The organism is Anthropogastromicrobium sp., assembly GCF_037349415.1.
Classification (GTDB): domain Bacteria; phylum Bacillota; class Clostridia; order Lachnospirales; family Lachnospiraceae; genus Anthropogastromicrobium; species Anthropogastromicrobium aceti.
This window is the reverse complement of sequence record NZ_JAXWCK010000038.1, coordinates 54915-78373: the sequence shown is the minus strand read 5'-3', so window position 1 is coordinate 78373 and position 23459 is coordinate 54915. Positions and strand designations below refer to the sequence as shown.

The following is a 23459-nucleotide window of genomic DNA, read 5'->3' as shown; positions in this document are numbered from 1 at the left end:
GAAAGGAAATCGTCATCATAATAGTAATGGACATAAAAGGAGGAAGAAGAAATGATACGCATACTGCCTAGACCGCAGCATATCGAAGAAAGAGAGGGAAGACTGCTTCTTGATTACCATTGCAGAATTACAATGGACAGCAGCTGCCCATCAGAAGTATTTTTTTATGCATCACAGCTTGCAGAGCAGCTTAAAAAATCATCAGGTATTGAACTGTTGATTGACAGACGTACATCAGGTGCGCATAAGGGCATTGTGCTTTGCATGAGTGAGGAAGCAGGAATTACAAGAGAAAATAAAAAGGAAAAAGAAGCATATCGTCTGGAAATCACACCAGAGGGTGTAACTGTATGCGCAGCAGAAAAAGAAGGTCTTTTTAATAGTGTTCAGACGCTTCGCCAGCTTATTATTCAATATGGAAGTTCTTTGCCATGTTTGTATATCGAGGATTATCCGGAACTTTCCGTGCGTGGCTGGTTTATGGATGTAACAAGAGGCCGTATTCCAAAGATGACCTATTTAAAGGAACTGGCAGATCGATGCAGTCTTTATAAGATTAATCAGCTGCATCTTTATATTGAGCACACCTTTTTATTTGATGGTTTGAGTGAGGTTTGGAGAGACGATACACCGCTTACAGCGCAGGATATTCTTGAATTTGATGCATATTGTGCAGAGAGAAATATTGAACTTGTTCCTTCTGTTGCTACATTTGGTCATTTGTATAAGGTACTTCGTACAAAAACATTCCATGAGCTTTCAGAAGTGGAAGAAGCAGAGGGTACAGCATTTTCATTTTATGAGCGCATGTGCCATCATACGTTAAACAGCACAGATGACAGAGCATATGAGTTAGTATGCCGTTTAATTGATGAGTATAGTCCACTGTTTCGTTCTAACCTTTTTAATATCAACTGCGATGAAACCTTTGACCTTGGAAGAGGAAGAGGAAAAGAAAGAGCAGATGAAATTGGCTCTCATGTAATGTATGTTCAGTGGGTTAACCGCGTATGTGAGCATGTGAAGGCGCTTGGAAAGCGTCCGATGTTCTGGGGAGATATCATTGCTGCACATCCTGAAGCTATTAAAGAACTGCCAGAGGATGTAATCTGCATGACTTGGGATTATAGTCCGACACCACGAGAAATCAATGTGAAAAAGCTTTGGGAGAATGGTGCGCATCAATATCTGTGTCCAGGTGTTCAGGGATGGAATCAGGCAATTCACCTGTTAGATAATGCTTATGAAAATATCAAGCAGATGACAATATTTGCGCATAAGTATGATGGTGAAGGTCTTTTAAATACTGACTGGGGTGATTTTGGTCATTTCCAGCATCCAGAACTTTCTATGGTAGGTATCATTTATGGAGCTGCATTTAGCTGGAACAGCGATATTATGGAAAAGTCAGCGATAAATGCTGATATATCAATAATTGAATATGGTGATTGTTCTGCGTCACTTGTTGAAGTGATAAGTCATATGAGCAATCAGGCAGTTGTGAATTGGGGAGAGTTTGTACGTATTCTGGAAAATTGTCGTTATCAGGTCGCAGAAAGAGAAGTAACTGCTTTTTGGGAGAAATATGACGAACAGACCGAAAATTCACAGAAGCAGATTGAATTTTGCAACGAAGCAATTAGAAATGACATGGCGAAGGTATCTGCACTTCTTGTTGGAATTGAGGAAGGAAAACGCAAGTATATAGCTCCAATTCTTCATATGGCAGAAGGTCAGATTCTGATCAATACTATGTTTGGCGTGATTAAGAATGTGCATGATGGACAGCAAAATCCGTGTACAGATAAAAGAGCACTTGCTGAGGCTTTTGAGATCTGGTACTATGAGTATCGCAGACAGTGGCACAAAATTAGCCGTGAGAGTGAGCTGTACCGTATTGGTGAATTGATTTTTTGGTTAGCAGATTATATAAGAGAACTGTAAGTTAAAATAATGAATATGCCAGGCTTGGTTCGGAAATATTGTCCGTTCAAGTCTGGCATAAATTATGTGTGGGGCGCATAGATTGGCGTAAGAACAAATAAACAGGTCATTGCCATGAAACGAAACACGAAAAAAAGGATGCGAAAGCAGAAAAAGTATCAGATAAGACGTGATGTGAAAAAACAAAGAGCGGAGCATGTGGTGGATTGCCTTCATTTGCCTAAAGATGTAGTGATGGGGGCAGAACTGACGCAGTTGTCAGGAAATAGTGAAATGCAGGTGAGAAATTTTAAAAAGCTTATTTCATGTCAGGAAAATGAGATATGTATCCAGACAGGAAGACATCGAATTAGAATAACAGGGCGCTGCCTGGCAATGGCCTACTTTGCATCAGAGGAGGTTAAGGTGACGGGGTGCATTACATCAATCTGCTACGAGGAATGAGCATTTAAAAGCAGGGCTGAAATGGCGGTGAGAAGTTGAGAAATGGATGGTCAAATCATGTTTTGATCAGCATAAGCGGATCAGAAACAGAACGCTTTTTAAATATAGTATCGTTTCATGGTTTAGTTTTGTATCAGGTACGCAGAAAACCATCAGGTATAGAGGCAGATGTGAAGGCGAAAGATTTCTTGAAACTGTGCTGTCTGCGTACAAAGGCGGATGTTTCTATCCGTATTCTTGAAAAGCGAGGCCCATATTTTTTATGGAAGAAAACAAGAAAAAACCGTGTGGGAATTTGCTGTGGCATACTGGCATTTGCCGCTTTATATGTTATGTCCTTGTTTGTATGGGATATTGATTTTGCAGGAAATATGCGCTACACAGACAGCTATCTTTTGCAGTTTGTCAAAAATGAGGGCTACAAACCAGGTATGAAGATTTCAAGTGTGGCTTGTGACAGACTGGAAAAGCAGCTTCGCAATGAGTTTGATGATATTACATGGGTATCGGCTCGTTTAGAAGGCACGAGACTTGTTGTAGAGATAGAAGAAAATAATACTGCTTCAGCAAAAGAAAAGGAGCAAACACCATGCAGTCTTAAGGCATCAAAAAGTGGAATTATTGCGAGGATGATCACAAGGCGGGGAACGCCGCTTGTCAAAAAGGGAGATCAAGTCGAAAAAGGAGATCTTTTGGTGTCTGGACTGCTTCCTATTTACAATGATTCACAGGAAATTGTTGGATATGAGAAGACAAATGCCTCAGCTGATGTGTGGATTAAATACGAGGAGAATATTGAAATTACAATACCCCGAAGTCAGACTGTAAGACATTATACATCAAAGCAGGTGCATTCGGGGCTTGTTTTGTTCGGTCATCGTTTTTGTCTGCCGCAAAGTCTTATGGCGTCAGATCAGGAAGAATTGTATATTGAGCAGCATCAATGGAAGCTTTTTGAACATTTCTACTTGCCCTTTTATAATGAAGAATATTGTCTTATGAAGTACGAAAACGCGACGGTTTGCTACGATGATGAGAGCCTTAAAAAACAGGCAGACCAAAAATATCTTGAATTTATTATTCAATTGGAAAAATTAGGGGTGGAAATAATTGAAAATAATGTTACAATAGAAAGTGGTCCGAAAGACTATCGAATGAATGTGCAGTTTCTTCTTGAAGCAAACGCATCAGAGAAATGTACTCTGGAATCGCAAGTGCAGGAACTGCAAAAACAAGAGTAACAAGTGAGGTTAATGTATGAGTGTTGCGCAAGCAGTTATGGAAATACCGGCTGCCCATCAGCTGAATGTATTTGGACAGTTTGACTGTAATATAAAAAAGATTGAACGTGCCTTTGGTGTAACGTTTGTAAACCGGGGTGAAACGATTCGTCTTTCAGGAACAGAAGAGGCAGTTGGTAAGGCGCGAAGCGTTGTGGATACGCTGCTTGAATTGTCACGAAGAGGAAACACTGTGACTGAGCAGAATGTTGATTATACGATTTCAATGTCTTTTTCCGAGAAAAGCAGTGATGTACTTGAGATTGATAAGGAAATCATCTGCCGTACGATCTCTGGAAAGCCAGTAAAGCCAAAGACCGTTGGACAAAAGAAGTATGTTGACGAAATACGAAGCAAAATGATTGTGTTTGGTGTTGGTCCAGCAGGAACTGGAAAAACATATCTGGCAATGGCGATGGCAATTGATGCATTTAAAAAGCAGGAGGTCAGCCGTATTATTCTGACGCGTCCGGCAATTGAGGCTGGTGAGAAGCTGGGATTTTTGCCTGGTGATCTTCAGAGTAAAATAGATCCTTACCTGCGTCCATTATATGACGCATTGTATCAGATTATGGGTGCAGAAAGCTTTATAAACAATCAGGAGAAGGGCCTTATAGAAGTGGCACCGCTTGCTTACATGAGAGGACGTACACTAGATAACTCTTATATTATACTGGATGAGGCACAGAATACGACACCTGCTCAGATGAAGATGTTTTTGACACGTATTGGTTTTGGGTCAAAAGTTATTATCACAGGAGATATGACGCAAAAAGACCTTCCGGCAGGTACGCCGTCTGGTCTTGATGTGGCAATTAAGGTTTTAAAGAATGTGGATGATATCGGATTTGTCTATCTTGATAACCGCGATGTTGTTCGTCATCCGCTTGTTCAGAAAATCGTAAAAGCTTATGAGGATTACGAAAATAAGCAAAACAGCAAAATGCGTGCGAAAGAGCATGAAGAAAAAACGAGAAAGCCAAGAGGCTGATGGAGAGAGTATGACAATTACAATTGAGAATGAAGCTTCAAAGGAGCTACCATTTGATTACAAGGCGTTAATTGAACGTGTTGTTATGGGTTGCATGGATTATGAGAAGTGCCCGTATGAGGCAGAGGTCAATGTATTATTGACAAATAATGAGGAAATTCATAAGATCAATAAGGAATACCGCGGAATTGACCGTCCAACAGATGTCTTATCATTTCCGATGGTCGATTACGATAAGCCGGCGAATTTTGATCCGTTGGAAAATGCGTCAGAGGACTATTTTAATTTCGAAACGGGAGAGCTTGTACTTGGTGATATTATCATATCAGTGGACAAGGTATATGAGCAGGCTGAAAGCTATGGCCATTCATTAGAGCGTGAATTGGGCTTTTTAGTGGCACATAGTATGCTTCATCTGTTTGGCTATGACCATATGGAAGAAGAAGAACGCGAGCAGATGGAGGCTCGCCAAAGAGAAATATTGAACGGATTATCAATTCTCAGATAAGCCTAAAAGAAAGATTGGCGGCAGGAAAGGGAAGATTTTGTAATGGAAAAAAAGAAAAATGATTTTATCGCACAAGGAAGTATTCTGGCGATTGCGTCAATATTGGTGCGTGTAATGGGAATGATTTATCGTATTCCTATGACGGCGATTATTGGAGACAAGGGAAACGGATTTTATTCGTATGCGTACAGCGTTTACACAATTTTACTGCTGCTGTCCTCATACAGTCTTCCGCTTGCCGTGTCAAAGATGGTTTCTGCAAAGGCACAATTGGGTCAGTGGCGCAATGTAAAGAGAGTATTTATATGTGCAATTGCATTTGCAATCGGTATTGGTACTACATTTGGTTTGACTGTATTAATTGGTGCGCAGTTTTTTACAAGGGTATTTTTCCACAGTGAGCTGGCGGCTATTGCGCTTCGTTTTATGGCACCGACCATTTTGATTATGGCGCTTCTTGGTGTATTTCGTGGTTTCTTCCAGGGACTTCAAAATACACTTCCAACAGCAGTTTCACAGATTGTAGAGGGATTGATCAATGCGATCATGTCAGTTGTGTTTGCATATTTTCTGTTTGATTTTGGTCACGGAATGGATGTAGCAAGCGGTACGACTGATTTAGGCTACGCATGGGGTGCAGCAGGCGGCGCAATAGGAACTGGTGCCGGTGCACTGGCAGGCTTGATCTTTTGCTTTATTTTGTTTGTGGCATACAGAAAAATTCTTGCAGTTAATATTAGCCGTGATAAGACAGGAACACAGCAGGAGTATGGCGATATTTTTCGTCTTATGCTTTCTATTGCACTTCCAGTTATCTTAAGCACTGCACTTTATAACTTGATTGAGCTGGTAGATGGAAGCTTGTTTAACAATATCATGGCTTCAAAGGGCATGGAGGATGTAAAGGACAGCATGTGGGGAGCCTATAATGCAAAGGCTTTGCTTTTAGTTCATATTCCGGTATCTATCTCCTCAGCAATGGCAGTATCGCTTGTTCCAACACTGACAGCTGCATATGCTCTTGGAGATGAGCAGACTGCAAAGTCAAAAGTTCATGCAATTCTTAGGTTTATTTCGATACTGGCATTTCCGTCTGCCGTTGGTTTGCTTGTACTAGCAAATCCAATTATCAAGACTTTATTTTCTGGTGACACAAGCGCAGCAAGCACTTATCTTCAGGTTGTCTGCCCAGCCGTTATCACATTCTCATTTTCTACCATCACAAACTCAATTCTTCAGGGAATTGACAGAATGAATCTTCCAGTCTGCCACTCTCTGATTGCGATGGCAGTTCATGTTGTGGTATTATTAATTCTTTGTCTTGGCTTTAACATGGGTATTTACGGCGTTATTATCAGCTATGTGATCTATGCACTTGTGATTACAATCCTGAATTTCTATTCTATCAGCAAGATTTTGGAATATCGCCCAGATGTGATTACATTATTTGTAAAGCCGGCAGCTGCCTCTGGAATTATGGGCATTGTATGCTTTGGATGTTATCAGCTGCTGTATCAGTTTTTAGGAAAAGCAATTCCGATGCTGATATCTGTAGTAGTAGCAGTCGTTGTGTATTTTGCAGTTGCAGTTAAATGTAAGCTTCTTACCGAGAGCGTCATGAGAGATCTGCCAAAGGGAAGCATGTTGATTCGCATTGCAAAAAAATGCAGGCTGATGTAAGTTTATAGGAATAAATGAATGAAAACGAATCCATACTTTACATAAAAATAAAACTTGGCAAAAGGAGTATTTGTGTGAAGTATGCAATTCGTTTTCTTTCTGTTGCGGCATTCTTTCTAATGATTGAGCAGACAAGCTTTTTTATAACAAGGCATGCAGCAAAAAATATGTTGGCAGATAAAGAACAAAAAGAAATTTTAATGCGTTTGCCTCCAAAATCAGAGAGTGAGGTGCGCGTGAATGCACAGATGGATATTTTTCTGGAAGAGTACAGTGTCGATACAGGGCAGCTGCTTTTTGTAGAACCATATTGGGATATACGTTTGGCAGGGATGAATGAAGAGGAACTTCGTCTTTTTTTATCAGATCCGTCTCAAATGGAAGAAAAAGATGATATACGAGGATGTATTAGGTGTGAGCTTATTGAGATGGACTGGTGTACACTTAGGATTAGGAAATATGTAACTAGTCAAAATACATTTGTACATGGAAAGGAAAACTTTAATGAAAACACAGGTGCTTGTCATTGGAGCGGGCGCGTCAGGATTGACGGCTGCGATATATGCCGCTCGCGGCGGATGCAAGGTGCATATTCTTGAGGCACAGGATCGCCCGGCAAAAAAAATCTTGGCGACAGGAAATGGAAAATGTAATTATACAAATGAAAAAATGGCACTTTCCTGTTATAGAAGTGCCTTTATCAGTCAGGCAGAAGAGGTGCTTTCACAGTATCCGCCGTCTGCTGCGATTACCTATTTGAAGGAGCTTGGCATTTGGCCAAGTGAACGCGATGGCTATTATTATCCATCATCTGGACAGGCAGCATCAGTTGCAGAATGTCTTTTGATGGAAGCAAAGCGGCTTGGTATTGTGATACATACAGATTCATCTGTTACGCAGGTAAAAAATAAAAATAACGAATTTATAGCCGCTACGTCACAGGGAGAGCATTTTGAGAGCTGTTTATTGATAATTGCGGCAGGAAGTCTTGCCGGAATGAAGGAAGGAAAGCTTGTCGATCCCCAAGGTTTTTGCCGCACACTTGGCTTAAAAGTACAGCCGACAGTTCCGGCGCTCACGGCACTTGTTCAGGAAAAAGATCCGATTGGGAAGATTTGGAGCGGTGTGCGCGTGCAGGCAGCTGTGTCACTTATTTCTGATGGAAAGTGTATGAGTAAGGATAAGGGAGAAGTACAACTGACGGATTATGGTATTTCAGGAATCCCGGTCTTTCAGGTTAGCCGCTATGCATCATATTCATTGTTAAAAAGGAAAAAGACAGAAGCGGTTATTGATTTTATGCCATCCATGACAAGAAATGAGCTGTTAGAGGAGCTTCGTGTGCGTGCAGGCTTTACAGAGCGAAGTGCACAGGGACAGCTTTGTGGATTATGGAACTCAAAGCTTGTACATGCACTTTGCAAAAAGGCAAGAATTGCAATTGACAGACCAATGAGGCTGGCAGACTGCGATAACCTGGCAGCGCTTGCAAAAGAATATCGCATTACAATTACGAAAACTAACCCAGTAAGTCAGTCACAGGTATGTGCTGGCGGCGTTGACCTTAGAGAAATTGATCCGTCAACAATGGAATGTGTGAATGTGCCGGGGTTATATTTGACAGGAGAAGTTCTTGATGTGGATGGAATCTGCGGCGGTTACAATTTGCACTGGGCATGGGCGACAGGCACACTTGCCGGAAAAGCAGCGGCAAATAAAATTGGAAAACAGAGGAAAAATAGATGATACAGATCAATTCATTAAAGCTTCCATGCGGTCACAGCAAAGAAGAGCTGGAAGAAAAAATATGTAAGCAGCTTAAAATATCACGCAGTCATTTAAAGAGCTGGAAGATTCTGCGCCAGTCTATTGATGCAAGAAAAAAGCCAGAGCTTTTCTTTGTCTATCTTATCGAGGCAGAGGTGGACAATGAACGGACAATTGTAAAAAAACTGCATAATCCGTCAATTGTGATTGCCTCTGGGCAGACCTATACATTTCCAAAGGAAGGAGTACTGCAGCAAAAACATCGCCCTGTAATAATAGGAACAGGACCGGCAGGACTTTTCTGTGGCTATCTGCTCGCGCAGCACGGATATCGTCCTATTCTTTTGGAGCGGGGCTCTGATGTAGATAATCGTTCTAAAAAAGTTGAGCATTTCTGGGAAACAGGAGAGCTTGATGAGAAGACAAATGTTTCATTTGGAGAAGGTGGCGCAGGTACATTCTCAGATGGAAAATTAAACACACTTGTCAAAGATAAGCTTATGAGAAATCGCAAGGTGTTAGAAATTTTTGTTGAGCATGGTGCACCGGAAGAAATTTTATATCAGCAAAAGCCTCACATTGGAACTGATGTGTTAAAGAATGTAATTGTAAGTATGAGAAAGAGTATCCTAGAGTATGGCGGAGAAGTACGTTTTGACAGCTGTATGACAGATCTTGATGTAAGAGATGGCGCACTAGCTGGAATATGGGTCAATCAGACTGAGTATATTGCATGTGAGACACTCGTCCTTGCAACAGGACATAGTGCGCGCGATACATTTGCCATGCTTGGAAAGCATATTCATATGGAACCTAAATCATTTGCTGTCGGTGTGCGTATTGAGCATCCGCAGGAGATGATCAATTTCTCACAATATGGAGCCGCACATGTTTTGTCACTTGGCGCAGCCAGCTATAAGCTGACGCATCAGGCAGAAAACGGTCGTGGTGTGTACAGTTTTTGCATGTGTCCAGGAGGCTTTGTGGTCAATGCATCAAGTGAGAAGGGCGGTCTTGCCGTAAACGGAATGAGCTACCATGCGCGTGACAGTAAGAATGCAAATTCAGCACTTATTGTCACTGTTACACCGCAGGATTTTCCTGATGCGTCTTATATGGGCGGCGTAGCCTTCCAGCGAAGACTTGAGCAGGCAGCATACCGCGCAGGAAACAGCAAAATTCCGCTTCAGCTGTTTGGTGATTTTAAAGAAGGACGTATCTCAACTGGCCTCGGAGAAGTCAAGCCATGCACAAAGGGTGCATATGCATATGCCGATTTAAATCAGGTGCTTCCAAAGCCGCTTACTGAGGCACTTTGCGAAGCTATTCCAGCATTTGACCGCAAAATTCATGGCTTTGCAAGAGAGGATGCGCTTTTGCTTGGTGTGGAGAGTCGTACCTCATCACCGCTTCGTATGGTACGTGATGAAAATGGAGAGAGCAATGTGCGTGGACTATATCCGTGCGGTGAAGGCGCAGGCTATGCAGGCGGCATCACATCAGCAGCGATGGATGGCATTCGTGCAGCAGAGTGGATTGCGGCGCGTTTCTGTCCGTGAAAAGGGAGCTTCATATGATGATAGAAGAAGAGAAACGCTTATTTCGCAAATCGGCGTTAAAAAGGCGTGCAAAGATTACGAATAGACAGGAAAAATCCGCGCAGATTGCGAAAAATTTATTTGACATAAAAGCTTACAAAAATGCCAGCATGATCTTTGCCTATATGTCATATCGCAGCGAGGCAGATACAATGCCTGTCATTGAGCATGCACTTGCTGAACAAAAATGTGTTGCTGTTCCAAGGGTAGTCCTTTTGGATGGAGAGCAGGGAAGCGGCAAGATGGTGTTTTGTCGTATTATGTCATTAGATGATTGTGTAAAAGGGACATATGGCATTTTAGAGCCAAAAAAAGACTGCCAGGTAGTTCGGGCAGACGAGAATAGCTTGATTCTTGTACCAGGATGTGCATTCACACGAGATGGGCTGCGCATGGGTTACGGCGGCGGTTACTATGACCGCTACCTGCAAATGTATAAGGAAGCAGTTACAGTTGGCTATGCATTTGAGGAACAGCTTTTCGATGCAATTCCAAGCGAAGCACATGACAGACGGCTTGATTTTGTTGTGACGCAGAAAGATTGCTATGAAGCAGAGTACAGCAGAATGTAGACCAAATCAAAAACATGGTCATCAATTAAAACATGACAGAAAGAAAGGTACAGAAGTTGAAAATTACGATATTAACCGTTGGAAAATTAAAGGAAAGCTACTGGAAGCAGGCCATTGCGGAATATTCAAAGCGACTCGGACTGTATACGAAGCTTGAGCTTGTTGAGGTCGAGGATGAAAAAACTTTGGATCAGGCAAGCGATCTTCTCTGTGAGCAAATCAAAGATAAAGAAGGAGATCGTCTGCTTGCCCGCTGTCCGAAGGATGGATATGTGATCGCGTTAGCTATTGATGGAAAACAGTATGATTCAGTTGCATTATCAAAGCATTTAGAAAAACTTACAGTGGCAGGGCGGTCACATCTTGTTTTTGTGATCGGAGGCTCCCTTGGCCTTAGTAAAAAGGTACTTGTCCGTGCCGATGAGAAGCTAAGCTTCTCGGCACTGACATTTCCACATCAAATGATGCGTGTGATTTTACTTGAGCAGATATATCGCTGTTTTCGCATTCAGAAAAATGAGCCGTATCACAAGTAACAGAATTATAACTGTGCGCAGATAAGGTCATTTATTGCCTGCGTCAGTTCTTCTCCGTTGCGGCATTCTGCGACAAGTGATACGACGGCATCTGCGTCAGGCAGTACAATGGAAAGCTGAGAATATTTGCCATCGGCACGGTAGGAATTATATTTTCCACGCCAGAACAGATAACCATACTGTTCTGTGTCTGATGGCTTTGTGCTTTCCTCAATCCATGCAGCATTTAACAGCTGTTTTCCATTCCATTTTCCTTTATTCAAATAGAACAGACCAAATTTGTGAAGCTCAGAAAGAGTAAGGAACAGTCCGCCCGCACCAAATGTATTGCCAAGAGGATCAATTTCCCAGGTTGGCCGTTTAATTTCAAGATGTTTAAAAAGTCGCGGCATAAGATAAGATACAAGATCGGTTCCAGAGCGTCTCTGAACAAGGATGCCTGCCAGATATGGACCTACATTATTGTAGACAAAATGTGTTCCAGGCTCATATACAAATGGAATAGAAAGAACCATCTTAACCCAATCATCTTCCTTATAGAGCGGCCTCTGTTCTCCCATCAAATGACCAGATTCCTGTCCAAGACACATCGTCAAAAGATCACGGACTGTTGCTTTTTTCAGATTCTCATCTGGATTTTCCGGAATATCGTCTGCGAATGCATCGGTAAGCTTTTCATCAAGCGAAATGAGTCCTTCCTGTACGGCAAATCCCATCGCACAAGACGTAAAACTTTTTGTCGCCGAATAAATATTTCTGCGGCATTCACCTTCACTTAACCACTCTGCTTTTAACTCATTATGCTGAGTAACCTTTACACCAAGAACACCAAGAGTCTTAGCTTTCTCAACAAAACTTGAGATGTCAATTGTTTCTTTGCATAAATCAAAATCAGACATATCGTTACCTCCATTAAAAAAGTTGCTATGTATAGATTGATAATATAATACCATATTGTCTTGTTAAGAAAATGGAGATTTTTTGTTAAGAAAATGGAGATTTCTTTCATTGGCAAAATTTCTCTTCAAAATTTTTTTACTCATTTTTTACAAGAAAATTTTTAGAGCGAATGATGATGTGCAGGCGTGCGGCAGAGGTACTTGGCTGGCGCTTTAAGCTTGTCGTAAATGGAAGTAAGCTGTGCTAATATTGACATTTCCTCTATTTTGGCATTATAATGAATTATCATTCAGAATGGAGTGAAAATATGTATTATGTGATGGACAGCAGAATCGTACCGCAGATACATCTGGCTGATTATTGGATATTAAAACCGCCGTGTGCGCATAAAAAGCGTGTACCGCATGAATATATAGCGTACTTGATTCAAAAGGGAGAGCTTTATTTGGCAGAGGATGGAATTACATATCATCTGCACCCAGGCGATTTTATTCTTTTGGATCCTGATAAATATCATGAGGGAAAGCAGATTACTTACTGCGAATATTATTACATTCATTTTCAGCATGATATGATTCATCTGATGACTCATCCAATGTTGGAAGAAAGCGAAAATAATGAAATAGACGAGTCCAAAATGCACGAACAAATGCTTCAGCTTCGTTGTGCAGCAATGCAGAGTGATTCAAGCGAAGCACCTAATGAAAAGAGCCATCAGCTTATGATTCCTAAGTATTGCCATATTCAGGATGAGACAGTTTGGGGAGCGCTGATTCAGCAAATTCAGCAAGTGGTATCGGCAAATTCAGACCATCTGGAATATTATAAGGATTTGAGCGGCGCGCAATTTCTAGCATTTTTAATTCAGCTTTCACGTGCCAGTTTGACATTTGCGCTGCAGGAAAATAAAATGATAACCGCCCGTGGCTATAAGAAAGTTCTTGAGGTGCAAAGTTTTTTGCATGAAGCCTACAAGGAACCGCTCACGGGCGATTATCTGGAAGAAAAATTTGATATCAATTTTGATTATCTGAACCGTCTATTTAGAAAGAATATGAAAAAAACGGTATTTCAGTATTTGCGTGACATTCGCATCGCGCATGCTAAGCAGCTGCTAACAACCACATCAATGAGGATAATGGAGGTCAGTGAGTGTGTTGGCTTTGCTGATGAAAGCTATTTCAGTAAAGTTTTTAAGAAGCAGACAGGCGTTTCACCTGCAGATTATGCCAAAACACAGGAAATAGCACAACACAATTAAACAACTGTCTTCTTCATCCATTTTTTTGACTTCCAACGGAAGAAGTAGTTAATTCCGCGGAAGGCTTCATCCATTGCAAAGGCGATCCAACAGCCTGTCAGTCCAAGTCCGAGCTTTACGCCTAGTATGTAAGAAAATAGTACGCTCATTGTCCAACAAGAACAGATAGAGACAATCATTGGAAAGACTACATCACCGGCACCGCGCAGAGAGTTCTCTTCGATATGGTTAAAACCGCGGAAAATCTCAACGAAAATATCCCAAAACAAAAGCGCACAGCCAACCTTAAGAATATCAGGGTCTTTTGTAAAAAGAGAAAGAAGCGGACGGCCAAATAGAAACAGTAAAATCGACAGCGTAGCATTTAGTAAAATCGTGACCTTTAAATTTTGCAGATTCAGCCGATATGCTTGATCGTATTTCTTGGCACCGCATAGCCATCCAATCAAAAGTGATGTTGACATTCCAAGGGAAAGGCCAAGCACATAAACATAAAAAACAAGATTGGAGACATATATTTTAGTTGAAATCGCGGAGACGCCAACTAGTGCAATAACAGATGTAGTTACAGTCTGCGATACATTGTAGGAGAGTGAGCTGATTCCGCCTGGAAGACCAACACGCAGAATTTCCTTAATCTTTAACAAGCTCTTTGGCCTCATCTTGTGAAAATCAAGCTGCAGCGGAAGACGAAACAGACAAATTATAATGCAGATAAGAGCAACACCACGGCTTATATTGCTGCACCATGCAATTCCCGATACGCCTTTAAGAAAGAATGGGAATGGTTGGAAAATAACGAGATAATTCAGTGCAGCATTTAAGATATTCATACCAAGAGAAATGCCAACGGAAATCTGAGGAAAACCGTAGCTTTTAAAGATTGAGGATATAATTACAAAAAGTGCTGGCAGAAATGAAAACTGCATGCAGATCGAAAAATATTTTGCAGCATCATCTAAAACATCTCCCTTTATATTAAGAAGTGTCATACATGGACGAGCAAATATAGACATTAAAATACTAATAACTGCACTTAGGGCAGCACCAAAGACAAGCGCTGAAAATACAGCTTCTGAGGTCTGTTCTTTTTTTCCTGCGCCAAGATGATGGCATAAAACAATGGAGACACCCGTTCCAATGACGGAGTAAAAAGTATAGATCATGCTGGAAAACTGACCGGCAGCACCCACGGCGGCAACAGCATTATCCGAAAAATAAGAGAGCATAAAGGTATTGACCGTCTGCATGAAATTCATCAAAAACATTTCAAGAAAAAACGGAATGAATACCTTCGTAAGTGTCATGGTACCCTGAGAGGTTTCAACAGTTCCAAGAGTTTTGTCATAAGAAAACAACATTTTAATTGCTCCTTCCCGATTTTTAAGTATGCATTTACTGTTATTATAAATCAACAGATAAAAAAGAGAATGGAACACAGAGAGATAATTTGTAAATTAGCGACTTTTTGCATAAAGATTATGGACTTGCATATAGTTGTGTTAGAGGTGATGTCAATGCAGACAGATGCCATCTGGCAAATTCTGCCGGAATCTATAAAAGAGGCATTAAAAAAGGGAGGCATTTCACTTGATTCATTTGAAGAAATACGCATCCGTACACAGAGACCTGTATCGGTGCGAAGAAAAATGAATCTTTTTTATTTGAATCAAAACGGGAGCCTTACAAAAACGCTGTTACCAGAAATGTCACTCGTTATTATGTCAAAGGCAGAGATGGAGCAGATTTTATTAAATGCAAGCCGTTTTTCTGTATATGCAGAAGAAGAGCAGATTCGTCAGGGCTATTTGACTATTCAGGGAGGACACCGCATTGGAATTTGTGGAGAGGTAATACTTTGTGATGGAAAGCTCCAGGGAATACGTAAGATCAGCTCGTATAATATTCGAATGGCTAGGGAAGTACGCGGCTGTGCCAGAGAAATCTATCCATGGCTGTGGGAGAAAGAGCGATTTTTAGATACGCTGATAGTATCACCGCCAGGGCTTGGAAAGACAACTCTTCTTCGCGACCTTGTTCGTTTGATTTCAGATGGAACAGGCATTCATCGTCCTCTTACCACTAGTTTGGCAGATGAGAGAGGAGAAGTGGCCGCCTGTATAAGCGGTATTCCGCAAAATGATGTTGGACAAAACACAGATGTTATGGATGGCGGAAGTAAGACAGATACGATGATAATGCTTCTTCGTACAATGGCACCGCAGGTGTTAGCTGCAGATGAGGCTGGAGGAGAAGAAGACATAAAGATATTCGCACAGGCAAAAAAGTGGGGAACAGCGCTTTTAACGACAGCGCACGGAACAATAAAGCAGCATCTTTTTGATCAAAAGATTTCTGGATTATTTTCGCGGTACATAGAAATTCAAATAGACAATGACTGTTCCAGAAATGTTTTGATTTATGATCAGAATAGGCAACTTATGACGACTGTAGAAATTGAAAGGAGTTATGAATGAAACTTGCAGCAGCTGTTATAATAGCTGGAACTTTGTTGTCCATTGGATTTTGTATGGAAACATCACGAAAGGAGACGGCAAAACAGCTGCAGGAATTGATTCGTTTCCTTCTCTTTGCCGGACAGGAGATTGAAATAAGAGGCAGCATATTGGAGGATGTTTTTACAAAAGCATCATCAATAACGCAAGGGGCGACAAAAGAACTAGTAAGCAGGATGGCGAAACGTATGGCAGAAGGCGGCGATTTTTTGCAGGAGTGGAGCCATGCCGTAAACGAAGTATATAGGAAAATGGGTTGGAATGAGCAGGAAGAGGAATTGATTCTTCATTGTGCATCTGATTTTCTCTTATTTGAAAGAAAAATGGTAAAAGAGCAGCTTTTCTTTGATGCAAATCAGCTTTCACAGCTGTATGAAAAGCGGATAACGAAGCTTGGAAATGAGTGTAAGCTATGCCGCGTGCTTAGCTTTTGCGCGGCAGCTTTTCTTCTTATTTTGCTATGGTAAAAGGGGGATACCAGAATGGATGTCAATCTGATTTTTAAGATCGCGGCTGTCGGAATCCTGGTAACAATCATACAGCAGGTATTAAAGCAAAGCGGCCGTGACGAGCAGGCATTTTTGGTATCCTTGTCTGGTTTGATTCTTGTACTGTTTTGGCTGATTCCTTATATCAGTGAATTGTTTGACAGTATTCGAAATCTATTTGCACTGTAGGAGGGCGCATGTGGAAGATTGCGGCAGCAGGTATTGCGTTTACATTGTTAGCGGTTTGCCTGAAACAGATAAAAGAAGAGTATCGTACTTATCTGATGTTAGCTGCAGGATTGTTTTTTGGCTATTATCTTCTTGAACAGATTCGCTATTTAATTCAGAGCATGAATCAGCTTCGCCAGTATCTTTCAATTGACAACATTTATATGGAAAGCATTCTTAAAATGATAGGAATTACATGTTTGGGCGAATTTACATGTGATTTTTGTAAAGACTGCGGACAAGAGGCACTTGGACGTCAGATTTCAATGGCGGCACGACTTACAATTCTTGGTTTTAGCATGCCGATTGTGCTGGCTGTTTTAAAAAATGTTTCTAAGCTGATGTGAACATAACAAAAATGTGTTGTGGATAGAAGGGAGCATATGGCAAAAAGATGCAGGCAGCTTTGTATCGTATTATTTGTGACATTGTGGTTTATTATAGCAGAAGGCAGTTTTTGCAAGTTGGTGCATGCAGAGTTATTGCAGGAGAAATCAGAAGAAAGCGACTTTGCAGAAGACATGGATGAGGCACTGTCAGAGCTTGATTTATCTGATTTGGAGCAGTTTGTATCTGATAATCTTTCAAAGACACATATAGGTTTTGGTGAGCTTGTTAGGAATTTGATTCATGCAGACAGGCCAATATCATTTTCAAAGCTTTTATCAGATATCGCGTCAGTTTTAATTGGAGAGGTGCAGGAAAATCGTAAACAGGCAGTTTCTATTTTGCTGCTTGTGGTTTGCTCTGCAGTTCTTAGCAGCATAGCATCTGTTTTTGACAGTGATCAGATCGCGGGACAAGCATGGTTTGTTGTATTTTTGATGATTACAGCCTCTGCACTTGCAGGATTTGTTCAGAGTTGTAGTCTTGTGACGAATTGTCTTAATCTTATGATTACATTTATGAAAATGCTTTTGCCTGCCTTTTGCTTGTCAATGGTTTGTATAACAGGTGCGGCATCATCAAGTTTGTATTATCAGGCAACATTTGGCATGATTGGACTGATAGATGCAGTTCTTGTTTATGCAATGATACCTATTATTAAGCTGTATTTTGGCGTATCAATTTTAAACGGGCTTACAGGGGAAGATCGTTTTGCCGGGATGGAGGAGCTGATAAAGATGATCTATGAGTGGTCAATGAAAACACTTTGTGCTGTAATTGTTGGTCTGCAGGTGATTCAGGGATTGATTGTACCGCTTGCCTCTAGTGCAGGACCGGCATTTGCTCAGAAGCTGATTGGCTCCATACCTGGAATTGGAAGTGGTATAAAGAGTACAGCTGAAATAATAATAGGAACAGGTACGCTGATTAAAAATGGAATTGGTATGGCAGGGTGTATTGTTTTAATACTTGTAAGCATATATCCGATTTTGCAGATGGCAGCTATTGTTCTGATTTATTATGGGATTGCAGCAGTTGCCAGTCCTATCTCAGATAAGCGTATGATCACAGCACTTCAAGCAGTCTCATTTACGAATCGTATGCTGTTAAAAACGCTTTGTATGGCGATTTTTCTATTCCTGATTACAATTGCAGTAATATGCGCATTTACGAATCGTGTGCTGTAAGAAAAGCTTATCAGAGGAGGATTATTATGACCGCAATTCGTGATTATCTGCGTCAGATCGCGGGTTATCTTATTTTATCAGTGTTAGTAGAAAATCTTGTTGCAAAAAAAGAATATGGTCCATATATTCGCTTGTTTTTAAATCTTCTTTTAGTATTGCTGTTTGTTTCTCCGATTTTGTCCATTTCAGCTGAGCGGGTTGGTCAGACTTGGTTAGAGGCTGGAGCTTTTTTCTCAGAAGGAACTTATTTAGAAGCAGATTTGCAAAAATTAAATGATAAGCAGACTACGCTTGAAGTGTCTGCCCAGAAAAAGATCCTTGAGCAGCAGATAAGAGATCTTCTAAAAAAACGTGAGTGTTTTTTAGAAGATCTGTCGCTAGAGACTGATTCTAGTGGAACGATCATACAGATTGAGGTGACAGTAAGTGAAATAAAAACGAATGAAAAGGATCATATGCAGATAGGACAAGATGAATTGAAAAAATATTTGGAAGAGCAGCTTTCATCCACATGCAAGATCATAGTTATTTTTAAAGACAGATAAAATAAGGAGCAAGGTTATGAAATCCAAATGGCTTTCTGAATTAAAAAAGATTGGTTTTTTGCGGCTTGGTCTTTTAGCAGTTGCAGCAATTATTCTTATCATCTGTTCCCTTCCACAAAATCAATTATCAAACTTAAATCAGGCAGGTACTTATTCTAATCAGGCGCAAAGCATGGGCAGCAGTTTAGATACAGATGGTGATACATCTTTATTTTCTTATGAGCATGAGCTTGAAAAACGTCTGGAACAAATCCTTGGAGGAATGGAAGGCATCACATCTGTTGATGTGATGATCACTCTTTCTGCAACGTCAGAAAAAGTGCTTGAAAAATCAATTCAACTTGAGGAAAATAAGCAGGAGATAGAAAAAGGAAGTGGAGAATCGTTAGAAAAAAGTGTAACAAGCAGTCTTAGCAAAAAAAATGAGGCTTTGCTGACAGGAAACACCTCAGGCAGTATGCCATATATCATAAAGGAAATGAGCCCATCAATTCAGGGTGTGGTGGTAGCTGCTAGGGGAAATATCACGCAGACAAAAATTCGTGAGATCAGTGAGGCGGTGCAGGCATTATTTGGTATAGAGGCGCATAAAATTAAGGTAATTGAAAAGAAATCTCAGGCGGAGGAAGCAAAGTGAAGCGGATCATGAGAAAAAATCAGGTAATTATCACAGTACTTGCAGTGATGATTGCGATTGCTGGGTATCTTACATATGCCGGAAGAGTGGAAGTTGCTGACAGTAGGGATATCAGCATGGAAAACACAAGTGATGCTAAAGAGGCAATTGCAGAGTATGATACGATCGATACTGCTAAAGAAGATGCCACAGATGCTGCACTCACTGATATCGAAAGCTTAGATCAGGATATTGATGATCCAGGAAAAATGGTGCTGGCAAACGGGCTAACAGTATCTGATTATATGGCACAGACAAAGCTTGCAAGAGAGCAGACAAGAGGGAAAAATAAGGAAGATCTCTTGGCAATTATTGATAGTGATGCGCAGACAGAGTTAGATAAACAAGCCGCAATTGATGCAGTTGTTCGTCTGACAGACTATAGTGATAAGGAAAATGCTGTAGAGACACTTCTTAGCGCGAAAGGGTTTGATCATTCAATTGTCAGCATCACACAGGATGCCGTTGATGTAGTAATCTGCAAGGATAATCTAACAGATGCAGAGCTTGCTCAGATCGAAGATATTGTAAAACGCAAGACTTCCGTAAGTGCATCTCAAATCTGCGTTACACTGATGGGAACAGCAAAGACAGAATAACTTCTTTACAAAAGTCTTTTGATTTGATATAATACAAAAAGGTAAAACGATAGATAGAAGTAGAGGAGGTACCGTTGTGGGATTGGAATCAGAATCTGGAGAAGTTACTATTCCTGTTGAAGAAAGCACCGGAGAAATCAAGATTGCAAACGATGTTGTGGCAACTATTGCCGCACTTGCAGCAACTGAGACAAAAGGTGTTGCATATCTGTCTGGCTCACTGACACATGATGTCATTGCAAAGCATTCAAGCAAGAATCTTTCCAAGGGTGTTATGGTCACAGTCGAAGGAAAAAATGTGTCTGTACAGATTTCACTTATTATCGAGTATGGATGCAGCGTACCGGTTGTAACAGCAAAGGTACAGGAGCGCGTTAAGTCCGCAATTGAAAATATGACTGGACTTGAAGTTACAGAAGTAAAAATTACTGTTGCCGGAGTAAATATGTAAGATCAGGGTGTCGTACCGGCACCCTTTTTGCGCTTATAGTTAAAACAAATAAAAAGAACAGGCAGGAAACGAGGTAGAATTTGAACCGCAGACAGTTACGTGAATACACGTTTAAGTTATTATTTCATGCAAATTTTTATGATAAGGAAGAGCTGAATGAGCAGGCTGACAATTATTTAGAGGAATGTATGTATCCAGAAGAAGGTCAGCTGCTTTTAATCGAGAAGGAAAAGGAGCAGCTTGAGAAGCGCTTTTCCATGATCGTAGAAAAGCTTCCTGAAATTGACGAAGAAATTACACAGGCGGCAGAGGGCTGGAAGCTTAGCCGTATGAATAAGGTTGATTTGTCAATCATTCGTCTTGCAGCATATGAGCTGATATTTGACGAGGATGTTCCAGGAAAAGTAGCCATCAATGAGGCTGTTGAGCTTGCAAAAAGCTATGGAGGAGATGAGTCACCTCAGTTTGTAAATGGTGTGCTGGCAAAGCTTGTTCATAAGCATCCGGAGCTGGCTTAATGGCATCTGTCTATACAGTAGCACAGGTCACATCGTATATAAGTCATCTGTTTGAAGAAGATTTCGCCCTGAAGAGGATTTCCATTCAGGGCGAGATTTCTAATTGCAAAAAACATTCAGGCGGTCATCTGTATTTTACCTTAAAAGATGAAACGAGCACACTGTCATGTGTGATGTTTGCGTCTAATCGGGCAAAGCTTACATTTATTCCATCAGAAGGTATGCGTGTGATTGCAAGAGGCAGTGTTCGTATTTACGAGCGTGATGGTGTCTATCAGCTGTATGTGACGCAGCTAGAGCCAGCAGGTGTAGGAGAATGGTTTCGCCTTTTTGAAGAGCGAAAAGCTCAATTTGAGGAAATGGGTATGTTTTCCGAGGAATATAAAAAGCCGATTCCCCGCTTTGCTAAAAAAGTAGGTGTTGTCACTGCAAAGACAGGAGCTGCCATTCAGGATATTATAAATATTACACACAGAAGAAATCCATATGTTCAGCTGATTTTATATCCAACGCTTGTTCAGGGTGAATCAGCAGCAGTCAATATAGCTGCAGGAATTGACTATCTTGACACACTAGGACTTGATGTGATCATTGTTGGACGCGGAGGCGGTTCAATTGAAGATTTGTGGGCATTTAATGAGGAATGCGTAGCAATGGCCATTTTTCGCTGTGAGACACCTGTGATTTCAGCAGTCGGCCACGAGACAGATTTTACCATTGCCGATTTTGTTGCAGATTTGCGTGCACCAACACCATCCGCGGCAGCTGAACTTGCTGTATTTGAGTATGATACATTTGAAAATACACTAAATCTTTTTGCAGCACAGCTTTCGCAGAGTATGCAGGCACTTATAGAGAGCAGAAAAAAGGAACTTGAACATGCAAAGCTTTCACTAAAAGTTTCTCATCCAAGCGTACGATTAAAAGCGCAAAGTGAAACGCTTAAGCAGTACGAAGCACAGATAAAAAGGCAGATAATGCATCTGATCGATCAAAAAAAAGCACAGCTTTCTATTGCAGCAGCAAAGTTAGAAGCGCAGTCGCCGCTTAAAAAGGTAGGAGGCGGATATGCATTTTTGACAGATGAGAATAAAAAACCAGTTTGCAGTGTGAATCAGATGACACCACAAACAACATTTTTTGCTTATCTAAGTGATGGTATCGTGCAGGCAGATGTGACAAAGTGCATGCCAAAAGACAAGATGGAATGATAAAAGAGGCAGCTTTTGATGAATAAGAAAAAACAGACAAAAAACATGCTAATGGATATGACAATAGAAGAGCAGCTTCTAAAGATTCAGGAGATTGCAGCTGAACTTGAAAACGGCAGTCTTGGACTCGAGGAGGCGCTTGCAAAATATGAAGAAGGTGTACGTCTTGTTCGCGGGTGTGCAGGTCAAATCGACCGAGTGCAAAAACGCATTACAATCATAGAGACAGAAACAGAGGATGAGTTATGATGGAATGGAAAGAAGAGTTACAGCAGCATACAAAAGAGGCAGAGAAGGTTGTACAAGGTTATCTTCCTGAGGAGACTGGTCATCAAAAACTTCTTATCGAAGCATCTAATTATAGTGTTTTAGTTGGTGGAAAGCGTCTTCGTCCGATGATTATGTTAGAAAGCTTTAAAGCTTTTGGCGGAACAGGAAATGTTGTGGAGCCGTTTATGGCAGCACTTGAGATGATTCATTCAGGATCACTTGTACATGATGATCTTCCATGTATGGATAATGATGAGTATAGAAGAGGAAATCTGACTACATGGAAAAAATATGGCTATGATATGGCCGTGCTTGCAGGAGACAAGCTTTTTATCTATGCATTTGAGACAGCAGCAAAGGCATTTGCGCTGACAGATCGTGCTGATCTTGTTGGAAAAGCTATTTCGATTTTGGCAAATAAGGCTGGAATTTATGGAATGATCGGAGGACAGAGTGTAGATGTTGAGTACACAGACCGTCCTGTAACAAAGAGCCAACTTGAATTTATATATGAATTAAAGACAGCAGCGCTTTTAGAAGCAGCAATGATGATTGGTGCTGTGCTTGCAGGAGCAGATGATAATCAGGTAAAAGCAGCAGAGCAGATCGCCCATCATGTAGGCATGGCATTTCAGATTCGTGATGATATTCTCGATGTAATTTCTACGACTGAGGAGCTTGGAAAGCCTGTAAAGAGCGATGAGAAGAATAATAAGACTACCTATGTGACAATTTATGGAATAGATGGTGCTTCTAAGCTGGTAGAGGAATATTCTCATACAGCAATGACACTTCTTGATCAGGTATGTCCGAATGCATCATTTTTAAAGCGACTCTTCGAGTATCTAATTGTAAGAAAAAAATAGGCATTATTTTCAAACCAAATGATGCTAAAGGGGGCC

General features: G+C 40.9%; 27 protein-coding genes. 25 read left to right on the top strand and 2 right to left on the bottom strand.

Annotation, left to right across the window (positions count from 1 at the left end):
- Positions 1 to 51 precede the first annotated feature (51 nt).
- From WJP93_RS09320 to rlmH, 11 genes are all read left to right on the top strand, one after another.
- Positions 52 to 1944, top strand: coding sequence for a glycoside hydrolase family 20 zincin-like fold domain-containing protein (locus WJP93_RS09320; RefSeq protein WP_337547913.1), 1893 nt, complete (start codon positions 52 to 54; stop codon positions 1942 to 1944).
- Positions 1945 to 2058: 114 nt separating this feature from the next.
- Complete coding sequence (locus WJP93_RS09315; RefSeq protein WP_118612899.1) at positions 2059 to 2388, top strand: YabP/YqfC family sporulation protein; 330 nt, start codon at positions 2059 to 2061, stop codon at positions 2386 to 2388.
- Positions 2389 to 2423: 35 nt separating this feature from the next.
- Complete coding sequence (locus WJP93_RS09310; protein WP_337547911.1) at positions 2424 to 3629, top strand: sporulation protein YqfD; 1206 nt, start codon at positions 2424 to 2426, stop codon at positions 3627 to 3629.
- Between the two features lie 16 nt (positions 3630 to 3645).
- Positions 3646 to 4659, top strand: coding sequence for a PhoH family protein (locus WJP93_RS09305; RefSeq protein WP_118612902.1), 1014 nt, complete (start codon positions 3646 to 3648; stop codon positions 4657 to 4659).
- A gap of 10 nt (positions 4660 to 4669) precedes the next feature.
- Positions 4670 to 5167: an rRNA maturation RNase YbeY gene (ybeY, locus tag WJP93_RS09300; RefSeq protein ID WP_118612955.1), complete on the top strand. Its 498-nt coding sequence runs from the start codon at positions 4670 to 4672 to the stop codon at positions 5165 to 5167.
- Between the two features lie 42 nt (positions 5168 to 5209).
- The gene (locus WJP93_RS09295; RefSeq protein ID WP_337547909.1) at positions 5210 to 6847 is read left to right on the top strand and encodes a polysaccharide biosynthesis protein; all 1638 of its coding nucleotides are present in this window, start codon (positions 5210 to 5212) and stop codon (positions 6845 to 6847) included.
- 74 nt (positions 6848 to 6921) lie between these two features.
- The gene (locus tag WJP93_RS09290; RefSeq protein WP_262535728.1) at positions 6922 to 7446 is read left to right on the top strand and encodes a hypothetical protein; all 525 of its coding nucleotides are present in this window, start codon (positions 6922 to 6924) and stop codon (positions 7444 to 7446) included.
- Positions 7352 to 8593, top strand: coding sequence for an aminoacetone oxidase family FAD-binding enzyme (locus tag WJP93_RS09285; protein ID WP_337547907.1), 1242 nt, complete (start codon positions 7352 to 7354; stop codon positions 8591 to 8593). Before WJP93_RS09290 ends, WJP93_RS09285 begins: the two co-directional genes overlap by 95 nt.
- The gene (locus tag WJP93_RS09280) at positions 8590 to 10173 is read left to right on the top strand and encodes an FAD-dependent protein (protein WP_337547905.1); all 1584 of its coding nucleotides are present in this window, start codon (positions 8590 to 8592) and stop codon (positions 10171 to 10173) included. The genes WJP93_RS09285 and WJP93_RS09280 overlap by 4 nt, the downstream gene beginning before the upstream one ends.
- A gap of 14 nt (positions 10174 to 10187) precedes the next feature.
- The gene (locus WJP93_RS09275) at positions 10188 to 10784 is read left to right on the top strand and encodes a 5-formyltetrahydrofolate cyclo-ligase (RefSeq protein WP_337547904.1); all 597 of its coding nucleotides are present in this window, start codon (positions 10188 to 10190) and stop codon (positions 10782 to 10784) included.
- Positions 10785 to 10840: 56 nt separating this feature from the next.
- Positions 10841 to 11320, top strand: coding sequence for a 23S rRNA (pseudouridine(1915)-N(3))-methyltransferase RlmH (gene rlmH / locus WJP93_RS09270; protein WP_337547902.1), 480 nt, complete (start codon positions 10841 to 10843; stop codon positions 11318 to 11320).
- A gap of 5 nt (positions 11321 to 11325) precedes the next feature.
- On the opposite strand, the gene WJP93_RS09265 is transcribed toward rlmH, so the two are convergent.
- Positions 11326 to 12219 carry a serine hydrolase gene (locus tag WJP93_RS09265; protein WP_337547900.1) on the bottom strand — a complete coding sequence of 298 codons (894 nt, stop codon included), beginning with the start codon at positions 12217 to 12219 and terminating at the stop codon, positions 11326 to 11328.
- A 308-nt stretch (positions 12220 to 12527) separates the two neighbouring features.
- Here WJP93_RS09265 and WJP93_RS09260 point away from each other — a divergent pair, with 308 nt between their 5' ends.
- Positions 12528 to 13481 (top strand): helix-turn-helix domain-containing protein, encoded by a 954-nt coding sequence (locus WJP93_RS09260; RefSeq protein ID WP_227099849.1) that lies wholly within the window; start codon positions 12528 to 12530, stop codon positions 13479 to 13481.
- Here WJP93_RS09260 and WJP93_RS09255 read toward each other — a convergent pair.
- Complete coding sequence (locus WJP93_RS09255; protein ID WP_227099848.1) at positions 13478 to 14842, bottom strand: MATE family efflux transporter; 1365 nt, start codon at positions 14840 to 14842, stop codon at positions 13478 to 13480. The two genes, WJP93_RS09260 and WJP93_RS09255, sit on opposite strands and share 4 nt — an antisense overlap.
- 156 nt (positions 14843 to 14998) lie before the next feature.
- On the opposite strand from WJP93_RS09255, the gene WJP93_RS09250 reads away from it, so the two are divergent.
- From WJP93_RS09250 to WJP93_RS09190, 13 genes are all read left to right on the top strand, one after another.
- The gene (locus WJP93_RS09250) at positions 14999 to 15958 is read left to right on the top strand and encodes a stage III sporulation protein AA (protein WP_337547898.1); all 960 of its coding nucleotides are present in this window, start codon (positions 14999 to 15001) and stop codon (positions 15956 to 15958) included.
- Complete coding sequence (locus WJP93_RS09245; protein WP_308731414.1) at positions 15955 to 16464, top strand: stage III sporulation protein AB; 510 nt, start codon at positions 15955 to 15957, stop codon at positions 16462 to 16464. Before WJP93_RS09250 ends, WJP93_RS09245 begins: the two co-directional genes overlap by 4 nt.
- Positions 16465 to 16479: 15 nt before the next feature.
- On the top strand, positions 16480 to 16674 hold the full coding sequence (gene spoIIIAC / locus WJP93_RS09240) for a stage III sporulation protein AC (protein ID WP_066558867.1): 195 nt from the start codon (positions 16480 to 16482) through the stop codon (positions 16672 to 16674).
- A gap of 8 nt (positions 16675 to 16682) precedes the next feature.
- Positions 16683 to 17060, top strand: coding sequence for a SpoIIIAC/SpoIIIAD family protein (locus tag WJP93_RS09235; protein WP_118612913.1), 378 nt, complete (start codon positions 16683 to 16685; stop codon positions 17058 to 17060).
- Positions 17061 to 17096: 36 nt separating this feature from the next.
- Positions 17097 to 18287, top strand: a complete 1191-nt coding sequence (locus WJP93_RS09230) for a stage III sporulation protein AE (protein ID WP_337547895.1) — start codon at positions 17097 to 17099, stop codon at positions 18285 to 18287.
- Positions 18288 to 18313: 26 nt separating this feature from the next.
- Positions 18314 to 18832, top strand: a complete 519-nt coding sequence (locus tag WJP93_RS09225) for a stage III sporulation protein AF (RefSeq protein WP_337547893.1) — start codon at positions 18314 to 18316, stop codon at positions 18830 to 18832.
- Positions 18833 to 18848: 16 nt separating this feature from the next.
- On the top strand, positions 18849 to 19469 hold the full coding sequence (locus tag WJP93_RS09220; RefSeq protein ID WP_308731416.1) for a hypothetical protein: 621 nt from the start codon (positions 18849 to 18851) through the stop codon (positions 19467 to 19469).
- Between the two features lie 8 nt (positions 19470 to 19477).
- Positions 19478 to 20107: a SpoIIIAH-like family protein gene (locus tag WJP93_RS09215; protein ID WP_118612957.1), complete on the top strand. Its 630-nt coding sequence runs from the start codon at positions 19478 to 19480 to the stop codon at positions 20105 to 20107.
- 76 nt (positions 20108 to 20183) lie between these two features.
- On the top strand, positions 20184 to 20558 hold the full coding sequence (locus WJP93_RS09210; protein WP_227099842.1) for an Asp23/Gls24 family envelope stress response protein: 375 nt from the start codon (positions 20184 to 20186) through the stop codon (positions 20556 to 20558).
- Positions 20559 to 20638: 80 nt separating this feature from the next.
- Entirely contained in the window at positions 20639 to 21076 is a 438-nt protein-coding gene (nusB, locus tag WJP93_RS09205; RefSeq protein ID WP_066558897.1) for a transcription antitermination factor NusB, read from the top strand.
- A complete protein-coding gene (xseA, locus tag WJP93_RS09200; RefSeq protein WP_262535736.1) occupies positions 21076 to 22287 on the top strand; it encodes an exodeoxyribonuclease VII large subunit in 1212 nt (403 codons plus the stop codon). Before nusB ends, xseA begins: the two co-directional genes overlap by 1 nt.
- Positions 22288 to 22305: 18 nt before the next feature.
- A complete protein-coding gene (gene xseB, locus WJP93_RS09195; RefSeq protein WP_337547890.1) occupies positions 22306 to 22536 on the top strand; it encodes an exodeoxyribonuclease VII small subunit in 231 nt (76 codons plus the stop codon).
- The gene (locus WJP93_RS09190) at positions 22536 to 23423 is read left to right on the top strand and encodes a polyprenyl synthetase family protein (protein ID WP_337547935.1); all 888 of its coding nucleotides are present in this window, start codon (positions 22536 to 22538) and stop codon (positions 23421 to 23423) included. Before xseB ends, WJP93_RS09190 begins: the two co-directional genes overlap by 1 nt.
- Positions 23424 to 23459: the final 36 nt, after the last annotated feature.

Excerpts from the sequence above, each read along its gene's own strand:
- WJP93_RS09215 (WP_118612957.1), top strand. The coding sequence starts at position 19,478 with ATGAGAAAAAATCAGGTAATTATCACAGTACTTGCAGTGATGATTGCG.
- WJP93_RS09190 (WP_337547935.1), top strand. The coding sequence starts at position 22,536 with ATGGAATGGAAAGAAGAGTTACAGCAGCATACAAAAGAGGCAGAGAAG.
- WJP93_RS09225 (WP_337547893.1), top strand. The coding sequence starts at position 18,314 with ATGACCGCAATTCGTGATTATCTGCGTCAGATCGCGGGTTATCTTATT.
- WJP93_RS09265 (WP_337547900.1), bottom strand. The coding sequence starts at position 12,219 with ATGTCTGATTTTGATTTATGCAAAGAAACAATTGACATCTCAAGTTTT.
- WJP93_RS09220 (WP_308731416.1), top strand. The coding sequence starts at position 18,849 with ATGAAATCCAAATGGCTTTCTGAATTAAAAAAGATTGGTTTTTTGCGG.
- WJP93_RS09275 (WP_337547904.1), top strand. The coding sequence starts at position 10,188 with ATGATGATAGAAGAAGAGAAACGCTTATTTCGCAAATCGGCGTTAAAA.
- ybeY (WP_118612955.1), top strand. The coding sequence starts at position 4,670 with ATGACAATTACAATTGAGAATGAAGCTTCAAAGGAGCTACCATTTGAT.
- WJP93_RS09235 (WP_118612913.1), top strand. The coding sequence starts at position 16,683 with ATGTGGAAGATTGCGGCAGCAGGTATTGCGTTTACATTGTTAGCGGTT.
- WJP93_RS09315 (WP_118612899.1), top strand. The coding sequence starts at position 2,059 with ATGAAACGAAACACGAAAAAAAGGATGCGAAAGCAGAAAAAGTATCAG.
- WJP93_RS09320 (WP_337547913.1), top strand. The coding sequence starts at position 52 with ATGATACGCATACTGCCTAGACCGCAGCATATCGAAGAAAGAGAGGGA.
- WJP93_RS09305 (WP_118612902.1), top strand. The coding sequence starts at position 3,646 with ATGAGTGTTGCGCAAGCAGTTATGGAAATACCGGCTGCCCATCAGCTG.
- WJP93_RS09255 (WP_227099848.1), bottom strand. The coding sequence starts at position 14,842 with ATGTTGTTTTCTTATGACAAAACTCTTGGAACTGTTGAAACCTCTCAG.
- xseA (WP_262535736.1), top strand. The coding sequence starts at position 21,076 with ATGGCATCTGTCTATACAGTAGCACAGGTCACATCGTATATAAGTCAT.
- spoIIIAC (WP_066558867.1), top strand. The coding sequence starts at position 16,480 with ATGGATGTCAATCTGATTTTTAAGATCGCGGCTGTCGGAATCCTGGTA.
- WJP93_RS09230 (WP_337547895.1), top strand. The coding sequence starts at position 17,097 with ATGGCAAAAAGATGCAGGCAGCTTTGTATCGTATTATTTGTGACATTG.
- WJP93_RS09250 (WP_337547898.1), top strand. The coding sequence starts at position 14,999 with ATGCAGACAGATGCCATCTGGCAAATTCTGCCGGAATCTATAAAAGAG.
- WJP93_RS09245 (WP_308731414.1), top strand. The coding sequence starts at position 15,955 with ATGAAACTTGCAGCAGCTGTTATAATAGCTGGAACTTTGTTGTCCATT.
- WJP93_RS09295 (WP_337547909.1), top strand. The coding sequence starts at position 5,210 with ATGGAAAAAAAGAAAAATGATTTTATCGCACAAGGAAGTATTCTGGCG.
- WJP93_RS09260 (WP_227099849.1), top strand. The coding sequence starts at position 12,528 with ATGTATTATGTGATGGACAGCAGAATCGTACCGCAGATACATCTGGCT.
- xseB (WP_337547890.1), top strand. The coding sequence starts at position 22,306 with ATGAATAAGAAAAAACAGACAAAAAACATGCTAATGGATATGACAATA.
- WJP93_RS09280 (WP_337547905.1), top strand. The coding sequence starts at position 8,590 with ATGATACAGATCAATTCATTAAAGCTTCCATGCGGTCACAGCAAAGAA.
- WJP93_RS09285 (WP_337547907.1), top strand. The coding sequence starts at position 7,352 with ATGAAAACACAGGTGCTTGTCATTGGAGCGGGCGCGTCAGGATTGACG.